The sequence below is a fragment of the Streptomyces sp. NPDC028711 genome (assembly GCF_055565415.1).
The window spans coordinates 1,224,536-1,240,312 of record NZ_JBVHUJ010000001.1 but is presented as its reverse complement, the minus strand read 5'-3'; the positions used below and the strand labels follow the sequence as shown (position 1 = coordinate 1,240,312).

General features: G+C 70.9%; 13 protein-coding genes and 1 tRNA gene. 9 read left to right on the top strand and 5 right to left on the bottom strand.

Features of this window, described 5'->3' with window-relative positions; genetic code table 11:
* The first annotated feature begins 2 nt into the window (after positions 1 to 2).
* Both ACZ4VK_RS05485 and ACZ4VK_RS05480 read left to right on the top strand, forming a co-directional pair.
* Entirely contained in the window at positions 3 to 2,321 is a 2,319-nt protein-coding gene (locus ACZ4VK_RS05485) for a hypothetical protein (protein WP_468348668.1), read from the top strand.
* Positions 2,322 to 2,326: 5 nt separating this feature from the next.
* Positions 2,327 to 2,998, top strand: a complete 672-nt coding sequence (locus ACZ4VK_RS05480; protein ID WP_468348666.1) for a hypothetical protein — start codon at positions 2,327 to 2,329, stop codon at positions 2,996 to 2,998.
* A gap of 22 nt (positions 2,999 to 3,020) precedes the next feature.
* Here ACZ4VK_RS05480 and ACZ4VK_RS05475 read toward each other — a convergent pair whose 3' ends face one another.
* The 3 genes from ACZ4VK_RS05475 to ACZ4VK_RS05465 form a co-directional block, all read right to left on the bottom strand.
* Positions 3,021 to 5,120 (bottom strand): serine/threonine-protein kinase, encoded by a 2,100-nt coding sequence (locus tag ACZ4VK_RS05475; protein WP_468348664.1) that lies wholly within the window; start codon positions 5,118 to 5,120, stop codon positions 3,021 to 3,023.
* A gap of 45 nt (positions 5,121 to 5,165) precedes the next feature.
* The gene (locus tag ACZ4VK_RS05470) at positions 5,166 to 7,358 is read right to left on the bottom strand and encodes a protein kinase domain-containing protein (RefSeq protein WP_468348662.1); all 2,193 of its coding nucleotides are present in this window, start codon (positions 7,356 to 7,358) and stop codon (positions 5,166 to 5,168) included.
* A gap of 208 nt (positions 7,359 to 7,566) precedes the next feature.
* Positions 7,567 to 8,457 carry a protein kinase family protein gene (locus tag ACZ4VK_RS05465; RefSeq protein WP_468348660.1) on the bottom strand — a complete coding sequence of 297 codons (891 nt, stop codon included), beginning with the start codon at positions 8,455 to 8,457 and terminating at the stop codon, positions 7,567 to 7,569.
* A gap of 322 nt (positions 8,458 to 8,779) precedes the next feature.
* Here ACZ4VK_RS05465 and ACZ4VK_RS05460 point away from each other — a divergent pair, with 322 nt between their 5' ends.
* The 4 genes from ACZ4VK_RS05460 to ACZ4VK_RS05445 are packed head-to-tail and all read left to right on the top strand — an operon-like array spanning position 8,780 to position 12,918.
* Positions 8,780 to 9,220 (top strand): hypothetical protein, encoded by a 441-nt coding sequence (locus ACZ4VK_RS05460; RefSeq protein ID WP_468348658.1) that lies wholly within the window; start codon positions 8,780 to 8,782, stop codon positions 9,218 to 9,220.
* 14 nt (positions 9,221 to 9,234) lie between these two features.
* Positions 9,235 to 11,559 carry a hypothetical protein gene (locus ACZ4VK_RS05455; protein ID WP_468348656.1) on the top strand — a complete coding sequence of 775 codons (2,325 nt, stop codon included), beginning with the start codon at positions 9,235 to 9,237 and terminating at the stop codon, positions 11,557 to 11,559.
* The gene (locus ACZ4VK_RS05450) at positions 11,556 to 12,236 is read left to right on the top strand and encodes a hypothetical protein (protein ID WP_468348654.1); all 681 of its coding nucleotides are present in this window, start codon (positions 11,556 to 11,558) and stop codon (positions 12,234 to 12,236) included. Before ACZ4VK_RS05455 ends, ACZ4VK_RS05450 begins: the two co-directional genes overlap by 4 nt.
* 28 nt (positions 12,237 to 12,264) lie before the next feature.
* Positions 12,265 to 12,918 carry a hypothetical protein gene (locus ACZ4VK_RS05445; protein WP_468348652.1) on the top strand — a complete coding sequence of 218 codons (654 nt, stop codon included), beginning with the start codon at positions 12,265 to 12,267 and terminating at the stop codon, positions 12,916 to 12,918.
* A 9-nt stretch (positions 12,919 to 12,927) separates the two neighbouring features.
* Here the strand turns inward: ACZ4VK_RS05445 and ACZ4VK_RS05440 are convergent, their stop codons facing one another.
* Positions 12,928 to 13,311 (bottom strand): hypothetical protein, encoded by a 384-nt coding sequence (locus ACZ4VK_RS05440; RefSeq protein WP_468348650.1) that lies wholly within the window; start codon positions 13,309 to 13,311, stop codon positions 12,928 to 12,930.
* A gap of 58 nt (positions 13,312 to 13,369) precedes the next feature.
* A tRNA-Cys gene (locus ACZ4VK_RS05435) sits at positions 13,370 to 13,444 on the bottom strand.
* Positions 13,445 to 13,625: 181 nt separating this feature from the next.
* Between ACZ4VK_RS05435 and ACZ4VK_RS05430 the strand changes: the two genes are divergently transcribed.
* The 3 genes from ACZ4VK_RS05430 to ACZ4VK_RS05420 are packed head-to-tail and all read left to right on the top strand — an operon-like array spanning position 13,626 to position 15,732.
* The gene (locus tag ACZ4VK_RS05430) at positions 13,626 to 15,134 is read left to right on the top strand and encodes an MFS transporter (RefSeq protein WP_468348648.1); all 1,509 of its coding nucleotides are present in this window, start codon (positions 13,626 to 13,628) and stop codon (positions 15,132 to 15,134) included.
* A 32-nt stretch (positions 15,135 to 15,166) separates the two neighbouring features.
* Positions 15,167 to 15,364: a plasmid mobilization protein gene (locus ACZ4VK_RS05425; protein WP_468348646.1), complete on the top strand. Its 198-nt coding sequence runs from the start codon at positions 15,167 to 15,169 to the stop codon at positions 15,362 to 15,364.
* A complete protein-coding gene (locus ACZ4VK_RS05420; RefSeq protein ID WP_468348644.1) occupies positions 15,361 to 15,732 on the top strand; it encodes a type II toxin-antitoxin system death-on-curing family toxin in 372 nt (123 codons plus the stop codon). The genes ACZ4VK_RS05425 and ACZ4VK_RS05420 overlap by 4 nt, the downstream gene beginning before the upstream one ends.
* Positions 15,733 to 15,777 lie beyond the last annotated feature (45 nt).

Sequence of the window (15,777 nt, the reverse complement as noted above, 5' to 3'; positions counted from 1 at the left end):
AGATGCTGAAGTTCGACCAGGTTCTCCACGCCCGGCTCGGCAGCCTCAAGGAGGCTGTCACGGTCTGGTCGGAGGCGGTCTCCAAGCTGGAGAAGTCCAAGGAGAAAGCCGACACCGGTCTCAAGGGCAAGGCCGACAAGGCCGACTGGAAGGGCGAGAACGCCGGGGTCACCCGGTCCTTCGTCCGCAAGACCGCGAAGGAGTTCGGTGACGCCCTGACCGAGGCGACCAGCATCCGCAACATCCTGCGGGACGCGGAGTCCGAGTTCCGGGCCGCCAAGAGCGAGCTGGAGAAACTGGTCGAACAGGCTCCGGGCAAGGGCATCCGCATCGACCAGGACGGCGTCGTCAGCTACCTGATCCACCCCGACCGCCGGTCCAAGGACTACGACGGGCCCAAGCCGGAACAGGCCGACTTCGAGGCGATGCGGTCCGCGATCAAGGCGGCGGTCGACCGGGCGAACGAAGCCGACGACGTGGCCTCCCGCGCCCTGCGTGCCCTCGTGGGCACGGACAGGAACAACTTCTCCGGCACGAGCTACGACTCCCTCAAGACGGCTTCCAAGGCCCAGGACGCCGAGGACGCGCACGCCGCCTACGAGCTGTACAAGAAGGGCGACGAGGCCACCCCGGCGGAGATCGACAAGCTCAACGCCCTGTTCAAGGCCAACCAGAAGGACCCGTACTTCGCCGAGAAGTTCGCCCTGGAGGTCGGGCCGAAGGGCAGCATGGAGTACTGGGCCGACATGGGCGACCCCAGCGACGGTTCCCGCCTGGGCGTCGACCACCGGGACAAGCTGAAGGAGCTCCAGACGAACTGGAGTCTGACGCTCGCCACCGCGACCCACTCCACGAGCCCCGAGATGGAGCAGTGGAAGTCCGACGTCATCAAGGCCGGCAGCGAGCCGATCCAGACGCGCGGCACCAGCCCGTACGGCTTCCAGGTCATGAGCAACCTGATGCGGGTCGGCGACTACGACGACAAGTTCCTGCGCGACTACGGCAACGGCCTCGTCGTCACCGAGCGGAAGATGACCCACGACGGGCGGCTGCCCGCCGACCGGGCCTGGCAGCAGATGAGCGGCATGCCGAGCCACCTGAACTGGCAGGGCGGCGACCTCGGCAAGGACCCCATGATCGGCTTCATGGAGGCGCTCGGCCACAACCCGAAGGCATCGACGGAGTTCTTCAACAACGACATCGACGTCACGCCCGAGAACACCAAGGACGACAAGAAGCTCGACCCCTTCGACTACTTCTCCAAGGACCGCCAGTGGCCCGAGGAGCTGAACGACAAGGGTGACCTGACGAGGGAGCCGGGCTACAACGCGCTCGGCCACGCCCTGGAGTCCGCGACCACCGGGCATCCGTACGACGCCGAGACCGAGGGTCTCAAGGACGTACGGACCAAGGAGAACGCGGAGGTCATGCAGAAGGTCGTCGAGCGGTACGGCAGCGACCCCAAGTACATGCACGAGCAGCCGGGCATCGACGACAGCCTCGGCAAGATGGGCGCCGCCTACATCGACGAGCTGAACCGCTCCCTGGAGACGGACAGCGACACGACGATGGAGGAGAAGACCAACTCCCCCTTCGGCAACAACGACGACAAGGGCAAGTCGCGCTTCGGCGAGGAGTTCGACACCGGGCTGCTCTGGAACCGCGGCGACGCCGTCAACTTCATGGGCATCGTGTCGCAGAGCGAGACCGGGCACTCCACCCTCTCGGCGGCCGAGATGCTGTACACGACGAGCGTCCTCGACGAGGTGGGCCCCAAGCCCGGATCGACCTTCGACGACCGCGACCTCACCGACGCGCGGACGACCCTGCGCATCGGCTCGGAGGCGCAGGGAATCATGGACGAGTCCCGCATGGCGCAGATCGACAAGGACTACGACAAGGACTCCGAGGAGCACAAGAAGGCCGTCGGCAAGACGACCGAATGGGTCAAGTTCGGAGTGGGCGCGGTCGCCGCGGGTGGCGTCGTCGCCCTGACCGGCGGCGCCGGTGGCGTACTCGTACCGCTGGCCGCCGAGACGGTGGGCGGGGCCGTGGTGACCTTCATCGGCATGGAGGCGGACGACATGGCCGAGAAGTACGAGAAGGACGAGATGCTCAAGAAGAAGTCCGACGATCTCAAGGACGAGGCGCTCGCCATGGGCAAGGAGAACTCGCTGCGGCCCGGCATCGCCTATGCGAACGCCCCGGGCTGGAGCGAGAAGGACCGCAACTACCTCGACGAGGAGCTGGTCAAGTACGTCCGGGACTCGCGCATGCACTCCCGGGACAACTCGCTCCCCGACCCGTACGAGAAGAAGTGACGTCCATGAGCTCCATGCCGGCAAGGATCGGGGCGGCCGCCGTCGTGGCCGTTCTCCTCACGGGCTGCTCCGGCGGCGACGGTGGGGAGGCCACGACGGAGCCGCGGGGCCTGTCGGCGTCCGAGGTCTGCGGGGGATTCGCCGAGAAGGCTCCCGCCGCCGCCGCGCTCACGTCCGCCATGGACGCCGAGCGTTTCACGGACGACCTGTCGGAGCGGGACGAGGCCCTCGACGGGCTGCGTGACGCCACCCGTGCGCCACTGGCCGACTCCTACCGGCCGCAGCCGGTGACGTACTGCCGTCTCCAGCCCGCCGGGGGCGAGAAGGAGCGGAAGACCGAGCTCTCCGTCGAGCTGAACGCGGCTCAGAAGGCTCCGGGACTGAATCCGGAGCACGCCAAGAAGGTGACCTCCTACACCTCGGGGCTGCAGGCCTTCTCCTCCTCCGGCCTCGGCAGGCTCTACTTCTCCTGCCGCCTCGGGGCGCCCGCCCGCACGATCGTCGTGGAGACCGCCGTCCGGGGCCCCGCGGGCGTCCCGGAGACGGACATGGAGCAGCGGACCCGGCTGATCACCCTCGCCAACGCGGCGGCCCGGCAGGTCTCCGAGGAGCTGGGCTGCGAGGAGGACGGACTCGCGACGGGTGTGCCCTCGCCCATCGCGAACCCGACGTCCTGAGACGAACGGACCGGAGACCGTCCTACCTGCCGTACACCGGCATGGCGAAGATCTTGCCGCCGCGGGCGATGAAGAGACGGTTGCCGTCGCTCGCGAACTGGTAGTAGCCCTGGCGCTCGATCCTCGCTGTGAAGAGCTTCTCGTGGGTGGTCTTGTGGAAGACCTGGACCTCGCTGTTGTCGGTGGAGGGGACCCAGACCGTCGAGCCCGCCACCCCAGGGGGGTGGGGTGTGCCGAGGTCCGGACCCAGGCCGTCCAGGACTACGTACCAGTCCGAGAGCGGGAAGCGGAGGCCCGGTCCCGTGCTGTAGCGATTGACGCTGGGTCCGTGGACGGCGATGACGTATTCGCCGTCCGCGGCCGGTGTGCCCCAGGGCGCACTCGTGTCGCTGAGGAGCTCCTGCTCCCACAGGAAGTCGCCGCGGTCGAGGCGGCGGGCCATGAGCGTGGGGCCGACGAGGTAGGCGGTGTTGTCGCTGAGCACGGGGGGCCGGCCTTCGGTGCCCTGGTTCTTGACCTCCCAGTCCTTCTCGCCCGTCTCCGTGTAGAGCGCGGCGACATAGCCGTCCCTGCCGTGGATCACGAGCCGCTTCTTGCCGACGGCGGCCCTCGCGGGGCCGTTGTGGGAGCGGGGGGACGTCATCGGGCGCGTCCAGGCGATGGCGAGGGTCCAGGCGTTGAGCGCGCGCAACTCGTTGTCCTTCGACACCAGGTAGACGTGGGTGTCGTCGGCGGCGAGGAGGTCGTCGACGTCGTTCTGGGTCTGCCAGACGGGCTTGCCGGTGGAGGCGACGAAGGCGTGTGCGACGCCGTTCTTGTCGACGCCCACGACGAGCCGGTCGGCGACGGAGACGTAACCGGCGTCGGCGTCGATCTCCTTGGCCCGCCATCGCTCCTTGCCGGTCGTGACGGACAGCGCGCGCAGGCCGCCCGTCTTCGCCTGCGTGATCAGGACGTCCCGTACGGGCAGCGGGAGTTCCCCGTCGGCCGCGACTTCCTGGGGCCCCCATAGGGGCTTCGGGGTCTCGCCGTACGGACTGTCGACGATCGAGAGGAAGGCCGCCTCGGGGGTGGCCACGGCGGGCGGCACGCCGGCCGTCGGTGACTTCTCCTCGCGGTTCAGCCACCAGGCGCCCGCCCCGCCGCCGGCGCCCAGGACCGCCACGCCCACGGCCGCGCCGGTGAGGAAGCGGCGCCGCGTCGGCCTGGCTCCGGGTACGGCGGTCTCCTCGGGGGCCGCGAGGCGCTTCGTGGCGGTCTCGCGCCGCTTGATGTCCTCGGCGAGCGGCCCCTTGCGCCAGGCCTGGTCGGCGCCCTTCGGCGGGGCGAAGGCCTGGGCCACCTGCGGCGGTGACGGGCGGAACGCCGGGTCCTTCGCCAGGCACGGGCCGATGAGCTCCTGGAGCTCCGGCGGCACCAGACTCAGGTCCGGGGCGCCGTGGACGACCTCGTACTGCACCGCCGCCACATGGGTTGCGTCGAAGGTGCGCCGGCCGCTCGCCGCGTAGGCGAGGACCGCGCCCAGCGAGAACACGTCCGACGCGGGGCCGACGCGCTGCCCCAGGACCTGCTCCGGCGCCCCGTACCCCGGGGTGACCGGGATCTGGCCGGTCGTCGTCAGGGTGAGCCCGTGCTCGGGGCGGGCGATGCCGAAGTCGATGATCCGGGGGCCGGTGGAGGTGAGCACGATGTTCGCGGGCTTCAGGTCGCGGTGGACGAGCCCCGCGGCGTGGATGTCGTGCAGCGTGCTGGCGAGGTGGGCGGCGAGGGCGCGGACCGCCGGCACGCTCATCGGCCCGTACGTACGGACGGCGACGTCCAGCGTCGGGCCGGCGAGGAACTCGGCGGCGATCCACGGCCGCCCGCCCTCCGTCTGCGCGTCGAGGACCCGTGCCACGCCACGGCTCGTGACGGCCCGCGCCATGTCGGCCTCGCGCACGAACCGCTGGGCGAGGTGCTGGTCGTGGGCGAGTTCGGGGCGGAGGACCTTGACGGCGGCGGGGGCACCGGAGCCGTCACGGCCGATGTACACCTTGCCCATGCCGCCCTCGCCGAGGACGCCGAGGAGGCGGTAAGGGCCGAGCCGGAGCGGGTCGCCGGTGGCGAGGGGCTGCGTGGTCACGAAGAGTGCTTTCCGGTTCGGTGACGGGGAAGAGGACGAGAGTGCTCAGGCGTAGGGGATGGCCACGACGGACGACGGCCCGGCCCCGATGATGCGGGTCCGCTCCTTGTCGACGACGTAGCGCGTGGCGTCCGTCTCGAACACCCAGGCCGCGCGGTTGCTCCTTGGATCGACCGCGCTCAGGCCGCCCCGCACGGGGGCGTACACGTACCTCTCGCCGACGACGGGGGCCCTGAAGAATTCAGGGGTGAGAGGACGGTCGGAGGGAAACTGCCTCCAGGCACGGATGCCGTGCTGGGCCCCGACCGCCACGATTCCCTGGGTGTCCCCGGCCTCCTGCGCGTAGACGAACCCGCGTGAGACGACCGGCACTCCGTAGTTGGTGGTGCCGGTACCGGAGCCGTACTCCCAGGCGATCCCGCCGTCGGAGAGGCGCAGCGCCCGGAGTCGGTCGCCGCCCAGGTAGACGTGCCGGTCGTCGAGCGCGAGATGGCCGGGCCTGAAGAGGGCGGAGTCCTCCAGCGGCAGCCGTCGCTTCCACAGCTGCCGGCCCGTGCGGACGTCCCTCGACTGGACGAGGAAGGTCTTGAGGTCGCCGCTGTTCTTGCCGAGGATCAGCTGGTCGCCGACGACCTGGGCGAGCCAGGGGCGGACGCCGTCCCATTCGTACGGCTGCCGCCACGCCTCCTTGCCCGTGCGCACGTTGACGGCGAGCAGGTGCCAGCCGATGTTGTCCGCGTCCGGATCGATTTCCCGCTTGCCCAGGCGTGAGGCGGTGAAGAGGATCCCACCGACGGAGGTGAGGAGCTCCGTGGTCGTTCCGTCGATGCCCTTCAGCTCGATCGTCCGGGCGGCCTCCTTGCCGGTGCGGGCCGCGAGCGTGCGGATCTTCAGGGCGCCTGGTCCCTCGAAGTTGCCGTCGGAGACGTAGAAGTTCGTGCCGTCGGTGGTGATCTGGTGGGGTTCCATGACCATGGAGTCGGACCAGAGTTCGCTGCCGGTCTTCGTGTCGACGGCACGGAAGGAGACGGTCTCGGCGAAGCCCACGACGTCGGTGCCGGCGAGCAGCGGGGTGATGCTCTGCTCGCGGTCGAGGACCGAGTCCTGCCACAGTGCCGCGGGCGCGCCGTCGGCGGATGTCGGGGCGGGGATGGCCGTGGGGCCGGTCGGGGACGGGGTGCCGCCGGCCCCGGTGGTGGTGTCCCGGGAGTTCAGCCACGCCCACACGCCCGCGCCCGCTCCCGCGAGGCCCAGGGCGGAGCCGCCGCCCAGGGTGAGGGCGCGGCGGCGGGAGAGCGGGGTGTTCGGGGCGGTCTCCGCGACGGCCGCGCCCGCCGGGGCCGGGAGGCGGTACGGGCTGTGCAGCCAGACGTCGGTCGCCCGGCGGGCGATGTCGGTGAGGAGGAGGGGCGGGAGGTGGTCGGCGAACTCGCCGTGGCCGTCGTGGAGCTGGTCGATCAGGGTGCTGGTGGTGGGGCGGGCGGCCGGGTCCTTGGCGAGGCAGGCCGTCAGGAGCGGCAGAAGGGCCTCCGGTACGCCGGTGAGGTCGGGCTCGGCATAGCGGACGCGGTAGAGGAGGTCGGCGGGGGAGCCCGTACCGAAGGGGCCGTGGCCGGTGGCCGCGAAGACGAGGACGCCGGCGAGCGCGAACACGTCCCCCGCGGGCGGGTGTTCCTGGCCGCTCGCCTGCTCGGGCGACATGAAGGCGGGCGTGCCGGCCGCCGCTCCCGTCCGGGTGAGGTGCTCGTCGCCGGCCGCGCGGGCGATGCCGAAGTCGATGATCTTCGGGCCGTACGCGGTGACGAGGACGTTCGACGGCTTGAGGTCGCGGTGGACCACGTCCGAGGAGTGCAGCTGGGCGAGTGCCCCGGCGAGCGCGGCGCCGAGGGCGCGGACGGTCGGCTCGGGGAGCGGGCCGCCGAGCGCGACGGCGTCGTCGAGCGGCGGCCCGAGGACGTACTCGGTGGCCAGCCACGGCGTCTCGGCCAGCGGGTCGGCGTCGACGACGGCCGCTCCGTGCCGGGCGCCGATGATCCGCGCCGCGTCCGTCTCCAGCCTGAAACGGGCGCGGAAGGCGGGGTCGGTGGCGAGCCGCGCGTGCACGGTCTTGAGCGCGACCGTACGGCCGCCGGGCGAGCGGGCCAGGTAGACCGTGCCCATGCCGCCGGAGCCGAGGCGGGCGAGGAGACGGTAGGTGGCGACGTCGGCCGGGTCGTCGTGGGTCAGGGGCGACAGCATGCGATGTGGTCCGTCAGATCCGGGGGTGTGGGAAGGATGTCTTGCGGGGCGGCGGGGCGGCGGGGCGGCAGAGCGGTCGGGCGGCGGGGCGGTCGGGCGGCGGGGTGAGCCCCGCGTCGGCCCGGGGCGTTCGGTCGGGATCAGGTCCGGGCCGGCTCAGGGCGTTCGGTCGGGTCAGGCCCGCGCCGGCTCAGGGCGTTCGGTCGGGTCAGGCCCGCGCCGGCCCGGTGAGTTCGGCGGCGAGGAGTTCCGCGGACTGGCGGGCGAGCGCGGCGACCACCCGGCCCGGCAGCCAACCGGGGGCGAGGAGCGAGCTCGCCGAGGACAGGACCGTCTCGTGCGAGGTCGGTGGCGCGAGCGCGCCGGCCAGGGCGGCGGCCGCGGGCCGGTCGGCCGGGTCGCGGGCCAGACAGGAGGAGATCACCGGGCGCAGGGCGGGCGGCAGTTCGTCGCGCTCGGGCACGGTGTGCCCGGTGGCGGCATACGCGAGGACCGCGCCGAGCGCGAAGACGTCACCCGGCGGACGCGGACGGCCCCCGGAGGCCTGCTCGGGGGCGAGCGCCCCCGGGTCGAGGCCGGGCAGGCCAGTGCGGGGCTCGCCCTCGGCCGAGGCGGCCCGTACCGCCCCGTAGCAGGTCAGGCGGGGGCCGTCGGCGGTCAGCAGGACGGCGGCGGGGGAGACCCCGGCGTGGGTGAGGCCCTGGGCGTGCGCGGCGGACAGTGCCTCGGCGAGGGTGGCGCCGACGGCCCGGACGGTGGCCTCGGGCAGCGGGCCGCCGTGGACGGTGAGGGCCACCGGGAGCGGGAGCGCCGGGACGTACGGGCTCGCGTACCAGGGGGCTTCACCCGGCCCCGCCACGCCCGTCACCGGGGCGATCCACGGGCCGATGAGGTGCCGGGCGGCGTCGGCCTCGGCGGCGAACCCGGCCGGATCGGTGCCGGGCAGCGGGGTGCTCAGGAGCACGGTGTGCGCGCCGTCCTCGGTACGGGCCACGAACCGGCGGCAGGGCGTCACGGCATGGGGCGGGTCGAGACGGGTGATCAGCCGGAACGGGCCGATCCGCCGCGCGGACTCCTGCTGTGTGCGCGACTGTTCCACCGGTGCTGCCCCCCGTCGTCCGTGCGCCCCGTGGTGACGGGGGCGGGCCGAGCCTACCGAGGCGAGGGCGCGGGGCCGTGCCCGGGAGGGCCGCCAGGACGGGTTCCGCGGTGCGCCGGCCGCGGTGTGGTCCGGGAAAGTCCGGGCTGTCCGGGTTGCGAAGGTGAAGTCGGCGTGCGGCGGCCGTGAAGATCCCGGGGGCGGCGGTGATTCCCCGTGGGTGTGGCCCGCACGGATCCCCATGGGACTACGATCGCCGTGTTTCCGTGGGCACGGAACTTGCTGAGGCGAATCCCGAACCATCACCGTCACGGGGGAGAGCATGTCGTTCGATCAGGAGTGGGCCACCGCCCGGTCCACGTCCGCGTCCGGGGCCACGGACAGTGTGGGCATGCGGCTCAACCAGGTCGCCCCCGAGCCCGGCGGCGGGGGCGGCGGGAACGCCGACCTCAGCGTCGACCAGGACAAGCTCGGAGCCATCGGCAGCGCCGCCTACGCCCTGCACGGCCGGCTGGTCAAGGACGGGAACCACGCGCGTACGAACACCACGGAGGCGGCGACGGGCATGTCCAGCCACGGCTTCCTCACCGGTTCCGCGATGTCGACCGTCCAGGAGACGTGGAGCTCGCAACTGAACACGCTGCTCGACGCCTGCGCCAACATCTCCAACCACCTCGACTACAGCGCTGCCTCGCACGCCAGGGAAGAGGCGGACATCAAGGCGGCCCTCTCGGCCTCCAGGATCAACGAGTACCTCAAGTAGCCGGGGGACCTGCTGTGCTGACCTTTGACAACGTGTACCAGGCGCCCCTGGACAAGATGAAGGCCGCGGCCGACGACTGGGCCGCGATGAAGGGCAAGCTGGGCACCCTCGCCGACGACGCCCGTACGACGATGGCGGCGAAGGCCAAGGACGACTACTGGCGCGGGGTGAACGCCGAGGTCACGAAGCCGTTCGTGGACAAGACCGCGAAGGAGTTCGACGACGCGGCCAAGGCGGCGGACGGCATCCACAAGGTCCTGGAGGACGGCTACAACGCCTTCAAGAAGGCGAAGGACGAGCTCAAGAAGATCGTGGACACGGAGGCGCCGGCCAAGCGCTTCAGGGTGACCTCCAGCGGCACGGTCGAGGCCGTGGAGCCGCTGTCCTCGACCAAGGACCAGGGGATGCGGCACGACCCCGACTTCCAGGACATGGTCCGCAAGGAGCGCGCCGACATCGAGGCGATGCAGCGGCGGATCGACGCGATCGTCGAGACCTGCGACGACGCCGACGTGTCCTGCTCCAACGCGCTCAAGGCCAACATCACCGGGGACAAGCACAACTTCAGCGCCCCGAAGTACACCAGCCTCGACGCCGAGGAGGCGCAGCGCGCCGTCGACCTGGCGAAGAAGGGCCGGGACATCTCCCACGAGGAGCTGATGCGCCTCAACGAGCTGCTGAAGGACAACAGCGCCTCGAAGGAGTTCTCCCGCACCTTCTACGACGGCCTCGGCCCGAAGGGTGCCCTGGAGTTCTTCGGCCAGCTGTCCACGGACACGTACGACTACTCGAAGGTCGACAAGCAGCGCCTCGCCGATGTCCAGGACCTCCAGAAGAACCTGGGCATGAACCTGGCGACGGCGACGCAGGGCGGCGACGCGTGGACCGACAAGTGGTCGACGGAGATGCGCAAGCTGGGCACGGAGCGGATCCCGCTGGTCAAGTACGACAACAACCCGGCGTTCGGGTACCAGTTGCTCGGCGGGATCATGCGCTACGGCGACTACGACAAGAAGTTCCTGGTCCCGATCGCGGAGCACGTGACACAGCTCCACGCGAAGGACCCGTACATGTTCGCCGACAGCAAGCCGATGGGCGGCGGCTGGCTCAAGAACCAGTACAACCCGTCGGGCGTCAACGGCTCGGGCTTCGACCCGATGGTCTCGATGCTGGAAGCCCTTGGACACAGCCCGGAGGCGGCGAAGGAGTACTTCTCCAAGGAGCCGACGTCCTACAACAAGGACGGAAGTGTCGGCGGGACGATCGACCTGGACCCGAAGAAGGACGGGAACCAGAACGACGGCTACCTGAAGTACTTCCAGAACAAGGAGTACGAGTTCTTCCCCGACATCGAGGGGCACAACCCGGACGACTGGAAGAAGACCGCGGAGTACATGCCGGACGCCCTCGGCCACGCCCTGGAGGCGGCGACCACGGGCCACGGCTGGGACGACCCCACCCCGCAGCTGCACCGCGACGAGAAGTCCGCCGAGATCATGAAGCAGGTCATCGACTCGTACGGGACGAACACCGAACTGCGCGAGCAGCACAAGCCGTTGATGGACAGCCTGGGCAACATGGGCGCGGCCTACATCGACGACCTGAACTACTCGACGTACAACTTCGGTGGCACAGGCGACTCCTTGGGCAGGGACCAGCTCTTCCCGGCGAGCAGCGACGGCAGCTCCCGCACGGACTTCGGGGAGGCAGCGAGCCTCCGGTTCATGAACGCCGTGGCGAGCGACGAGGACGGGTACAAGACGATGTCCGCCGCGCAGCAGGTCTTCGAGGCCAGTGGAATCAAGGCGTTGGAGGGTGACAAGGACTCCGCCCTCAGCTTCGCGCACAACGCCACCAAGGTCCACGGAATCCTCGACGAATCGCGTGTCGCGCAGATCTCCATGGACTACAAGGATCAGGAAGACGCCAAGAACCTGGCGCTCGAGCAGCAGGCGGAGTGGCGTAAATCGGCCGTCAGCGGCAGTGTCGCCGTGGTGGTCGGCGTCGGTTCGGCCGTGGTCCTCGGCCCTGCCGCCGGTCTCGTGGCGGCGACCGCTGTCCCGCTGGTCATGGAGACCGTGGGATCCACGGTCAGCACGGGCTACGCCGCGGACACACTGCAGTACCTGAAGGACAACGAGTACAAGAACGACGACGAGGCCGACGGTGCCGTCCTGGACGTGAGCAAGGCGGGGGAGGCCGCCGCGGCCGTTCCCCTCCTGAACCTGGCCGAGACGCACGGCATGACACAACAGGAGAGGCGGGACCTGATGGCGGCGGTCGAGCACTCCTACGACGCGGGCCGCCTGGACGTCCAGAACCTGACGAGGAACAAGTGACGCAGAGAACGAGGAAGACATGGGGCGCCGCGACCGCCTTCGTCGCGGTGCTGTCGCTCGCACTGACGGCGTGCTCCGGGGAAGGAGAGTCCGGTGGGGCCGCCCCGGAGACGGCGACCGCGCTGAAGGTCTGCGAGGAGGTCTTCGGAGCCGAAGGCGTGTCCGCGGCTCGCGCGGCCCTGGGCGACTCCGACTTCCGGGCCGAGAGCCGGCCCTTGGAGGACGTCCGGGAGTCGATGCTCAAGGAAGCGCGGGCGTACGTCCCCGGGAGCGAGGACCTGTCACGTTCCAAGTACGAGCCGTGCCGGATGTCCACGGCGGACGGAGAGAACGTCAAGCGGGTCGACGCGCGGGTCCAGTGGTCCGTCCTCACCATGGACTCCGTCACCGTGGACGACAAGGAACGGAAGTGGACCAAGGTCGCCGAGGACGTGTACGTCCAGTGGGAGCAGCAGCCGATGACCGCCCTTGTCGCCGTGATTCCCTGTCGGGTTCCCGGAGCGGCCGCCGGGCAGGAGCGGGAACTGCCGCTCCAGGTGTCGGCGCGAAGCCAAGGGATCGGCGACGACGAGGAAGCCTTGGCCGGGAGCCTGCTGACGCCTCTCCTGCGGGACACGCAGAAGCGGCTCGGCTGCGAGAACGCGGTCACGGTGCCCACCTCGCTGCTGCCGAAGTGACATGGGCGGTCCAGGAGGGGTGCGAGGCGTGAGGACGGTCGGGATCGTCGCCGTGTCGCTCGCCCTGTCGGCCTGTTCCGCGGGCGCGGGCGCGGGCGGGGGCACCGATGGGGAGAGCTCCGCGTCGGCAGCCGCTCCGGGGGTGTGTGAGCTGCTCGTCGGGGAGCGGAACGTCGAGGCGCTCCGAACCGATCTCGGGGGTGGTTTCCAGCCGCACGACCGCTCGCTCACCGAGATGAAGGAGCGGATGCTCGCAGAGGCGCAGGCCTGGGATCCCGACACGGACAAGCTCTCACGAACGACCTTCCGGCCCTGCCAGATCGAGGGCCGGGTCGACGGGAAGGAAGCCTGGGTCAACGCCACGGTCGGCTGGTCGACGTACGACGTGACCTTCGTGACCGACGGGAAGCACTCGCGTGACTTCCGCGAGGTGGCGAAGGGCGTCTACCTCGACCGCCGGGAGGGGCTCGACGGCCACCCCCTCATCATGCCGTGCACGGTCCCCGGCACCCGGGCCGGACAGGGCGAGGAGCTGCCGCTCCAGGTCTCCGTGGCCGATACGGACCGCACGGACCGGTCCGTGTCCACGGATCAGCTCCTGAAGGCGCTGGCGGAGAGCACCCGGGAGCTGCTCGGGTGTGCGGAGAAGGTCACCGTGCATGAGAAGCTGCTGCCCCGCTGACCTCCTGGCTCAGTCCCCGGCCGTCTCGGCGGCCGGGGACAGCTGCGACAGCAGCAGCACCGTCGCCCGGGTGATCAGGGCCGCGAGGAGGATCGTGGCCAGGCCCTCGACCCGTAGGTCCGAGATCTTCGGGCCCAGCCAGGACAGGAGCCACCAGATGAGGGCGTCCTGGGCGAAGCCGGCGAGGCCGAGGGCTGTCAGGATCGGGAGGGGGACGCGGGCCGACGGGCCGATGTGGATCAGTTGGGTGAGCACCGTGATCACCAGCGTGGCGACGAGGACGGAGAGGACGGCTGCCGTCGTCTCCGTGCCCAGGGTGATGCCGGGCAACAGGGCTCCGGCGGCGCCCACGCCCACGAGGACGCCCAGTTTGCGTCTGCCTTGATCGCTCATGCGGCGGACCTTCGCACACCCGGTGGGTGGTTGTGAAGATCCCGTGAGCGAGATCGCTTGGAGACCGTGATCGGATTCGAACCGACGTAACCGGCTTTGCAGGCCGGCCCCTCAACCACTCGGGCACACGGTCGTGTGGTGCAACGAGTACGACGGTAGGGCGGGGGCCGGGAGGGGCTCAAGGGTTCCGGGGGCCGCGCCACGCGACTGCAATACCGCTGCCACACCGCGTTCACGGTCGTACGTCCAAGGGCTGAGCGGCACCGGGACTCCTGACAGGGGTCATTCAGCGCTTCACCACTTACTCTGGGGAAATGAGCGCCCTCGAACCCCGTGACGCCGACGTCGGTGCCGACGCGGATGACGTCGCCGGCAATCCCGGACCCCGTGCCGCCGACCACGCCACCCAGGGGTCCCTTCTCGACCCGGCCCATCGGGCGCTCAGCATCGGCATCGTCTCCGTCGTCCTGCTCATCGCCTTCGAGGCGACCGCCGTCGGCACCGCCATGCCCGTCGCCGCCCGCGAGCTGAACGGCGTCTCCCTCTACGCCTTCGCCTTCTCCGCGTACTTCACCACCAGCCTCTTCGGCATGGTCCTCGCCGGACAGTGGTCCGACCGGCAGGGCCCCCTCGCGCCCCTGACCGCCGGCATCAGCGCCTTCGCCGCGGGACTGCTCCTCTCCGGGACCGCCGGCGCCATGTGGCTGTTCATCCTCGGCCGCGCCGTCCAGGGCCTCGGCGGCGGCCTCGTCATCGTCGCGCTGTACGTGATCGTCGGGCGCGCCTACGCGGAACACCTCAGGCCCGCGATCATGGCCGCCTTCGCCGCGAGCTGGGTCGTCCCTTCCGTCGTCGGACCCCTCGCCTCCGGAACGGTCACCGAGCACCTCGGCTGGCGCTGGGTCTTCCTCGGCATCCCCGCCCTCGTCGTCTTCCCGCTGGCCCTCGCCCTGCCCGCGATACGCCGCACCGCCTCGGGCCCCGCCGACCCGGACGCCCCCGCCGTCCCCTGGGACCGCCGCCGGATCCGCCTCGCGCTCGGCCTCTCCGCCGGTGCCGCGCTCCTCCAGTACGGCGGCCAGGAGCTGCGCTGGCTCTCGCTGCTCCCGGCCGCCGCGGGCGCCGCGCTCCTCGTGCCCACCGTCCGCGGACTGCTGCCGCACGGCACCTGGCGGGCGGCCCGCGGCCTGCCCTCCGTGGTCCTGCTCCGGGGCATCGCCGCCGGCGCGTTCATCGCGGCCGAGTCCTTCGTACCGCTGATGCTCGTCACCCAGCGGGGCCTGAGCCCCACCCTCGCCGGCCTCTCCCTGGCCCTGGGCGGCCTCACCTGGGCGCTCGGCTCGTACATCCAGGCGCGGCCGTGGACGGAGCCGTACCGCGAACGGCTCGTCGTCCTCGGCATGGTCCTCGTCGCCCTCGCCATCGCGGTGGCCCCGAGCGTGCTGATCACGGCGGTGCCGGTATGGGTGCTCGCGGCGGCCTGGGGTCTCGGCTGCCTTGGCATGGGAGCCGTGATCTCCTCGACGAGCGTGCTGCTCATGAAGCTCTCCGCGCCCGACGAGGTGGGCGCGAACTCGGCCGCCCTGCAGATCTCCGACGGCCTCTCCAACGTCCTCCTCCTCGCTGCGGGCGGCGCGGCCTTCGCGGCCCTCGGCGGCGGCGCGGTCGGCCACGCGGTCACCGCCGACGCGTCCACGGGCTCCCACCCGGCGGCCTTCGCGGCGGTCTTCCTGCCGATGGCGGCGGTGGCGGCGGTGGGGGCGTGGGTCGCTACGCGGTTGGGGGCGGAGCGGGGGAGGCCAGCGGCATCGGAAAGGCCCTGACACTATGTGGTACCACGCGGTACCATGGCGTCATGGCTGCTCTGAATGTCAGGTTCACCGAGGAAGAGCTGGACGCGCTGCGGCAGCGGGCCGAGGCGGAGGGGCGCAGTATGCAGTCCTTCGCGCACGACGCCGTCATGAGGGCGATAGACGAGCACTCGCGCCTGTTCGACGAAGCGGCCGAGCACGTGCTGAAGGCCAGCGCCGAACTCAACCGGCGGCTTGCGTGACGCACTTCCTCACGCTCCCCCAACTCCTGAACCTCGCGGAGCGGCTGGGGGCGAGTGAGGTCCGTGACTACGGCCTGCTCGACTCCGCCCTGCTGCGCCCGCAGTCGAGCGTCTTCGGCCAGGACGCCTATCCCACCGTCTGGGAGAAGGCCGCGGCACTGATGGAGTCACTGGCCCGCAACCACGGCCTCGTCGACGGCAACAAGCGCATCGCCTGGTATGCGACCTGGGTCTTCCTGCACGTGAACGGACATCCCCTGGACCCCGGATTCGACGTCGACGACGCCGAGGCCTTCGTCCTGGACGTCTGCCAGGGCGCCCTTGACGTCCCCAAGATCGCAGCCTCGCTGCCCAGGTTCGCGCGCTGATCCGGACGGTGTGAGACGCGCCGCACCGGACGAGGTCACGGCCTC

Coding starts and splice junctions, on each gene's coding strand:
- ACZ4VK_RS05485 (WP_468348668.1), top strand. CDS start 3: ATGCTGAAGTTCGACCAGGTTCTCCACGCCCGGCTCGGCAGCCTCAAG.
- ACZ4VK_RS05480 (WP_468348666.1), top strand. CDS start 2,327: ATGAGCTCCATGCCGGCAAGGATCGGGGCGGCCGCCGTCGTGGCCGTT.
- ACZ4VK_RS05470 (WP_468348662.1), bottom strand. CDS start 7,358: ATGCTGTCGCCCCTGACCCACGACGACCCGGCCGACGTCGCCACCTAC.
- ACZ4VK_RS05460 (WP_468348658.1), top strand. CDS start 8,780: ATGTCGTTCGATCAGGAGTGGGCCACCGCCCGGTCCACGTCCGCGTCC.
- ACZ4VK_RS05440 (WP_468348650.1), bottom strand. CDS start 13,311: ATGAGCGATCAAGGCAGACGCAAACTGGGCGTCCTCGTGGGCGTGGGC.
- ACZ4VK_RS05430 (WP_468348648.1), top strand. CDS start 13,626: ATGAGCGCCCTCGAACCCCGTGACGCCGACGTCGGTGCCGACGCGGAT.
- ACZ4VK_RS05425 (WP_468348646.1), top strand. CDS start 15,167: ATGGCTGCTCTGAATGTCAGGTTCACCGAGGAAGAGCTGGACGCGCTG.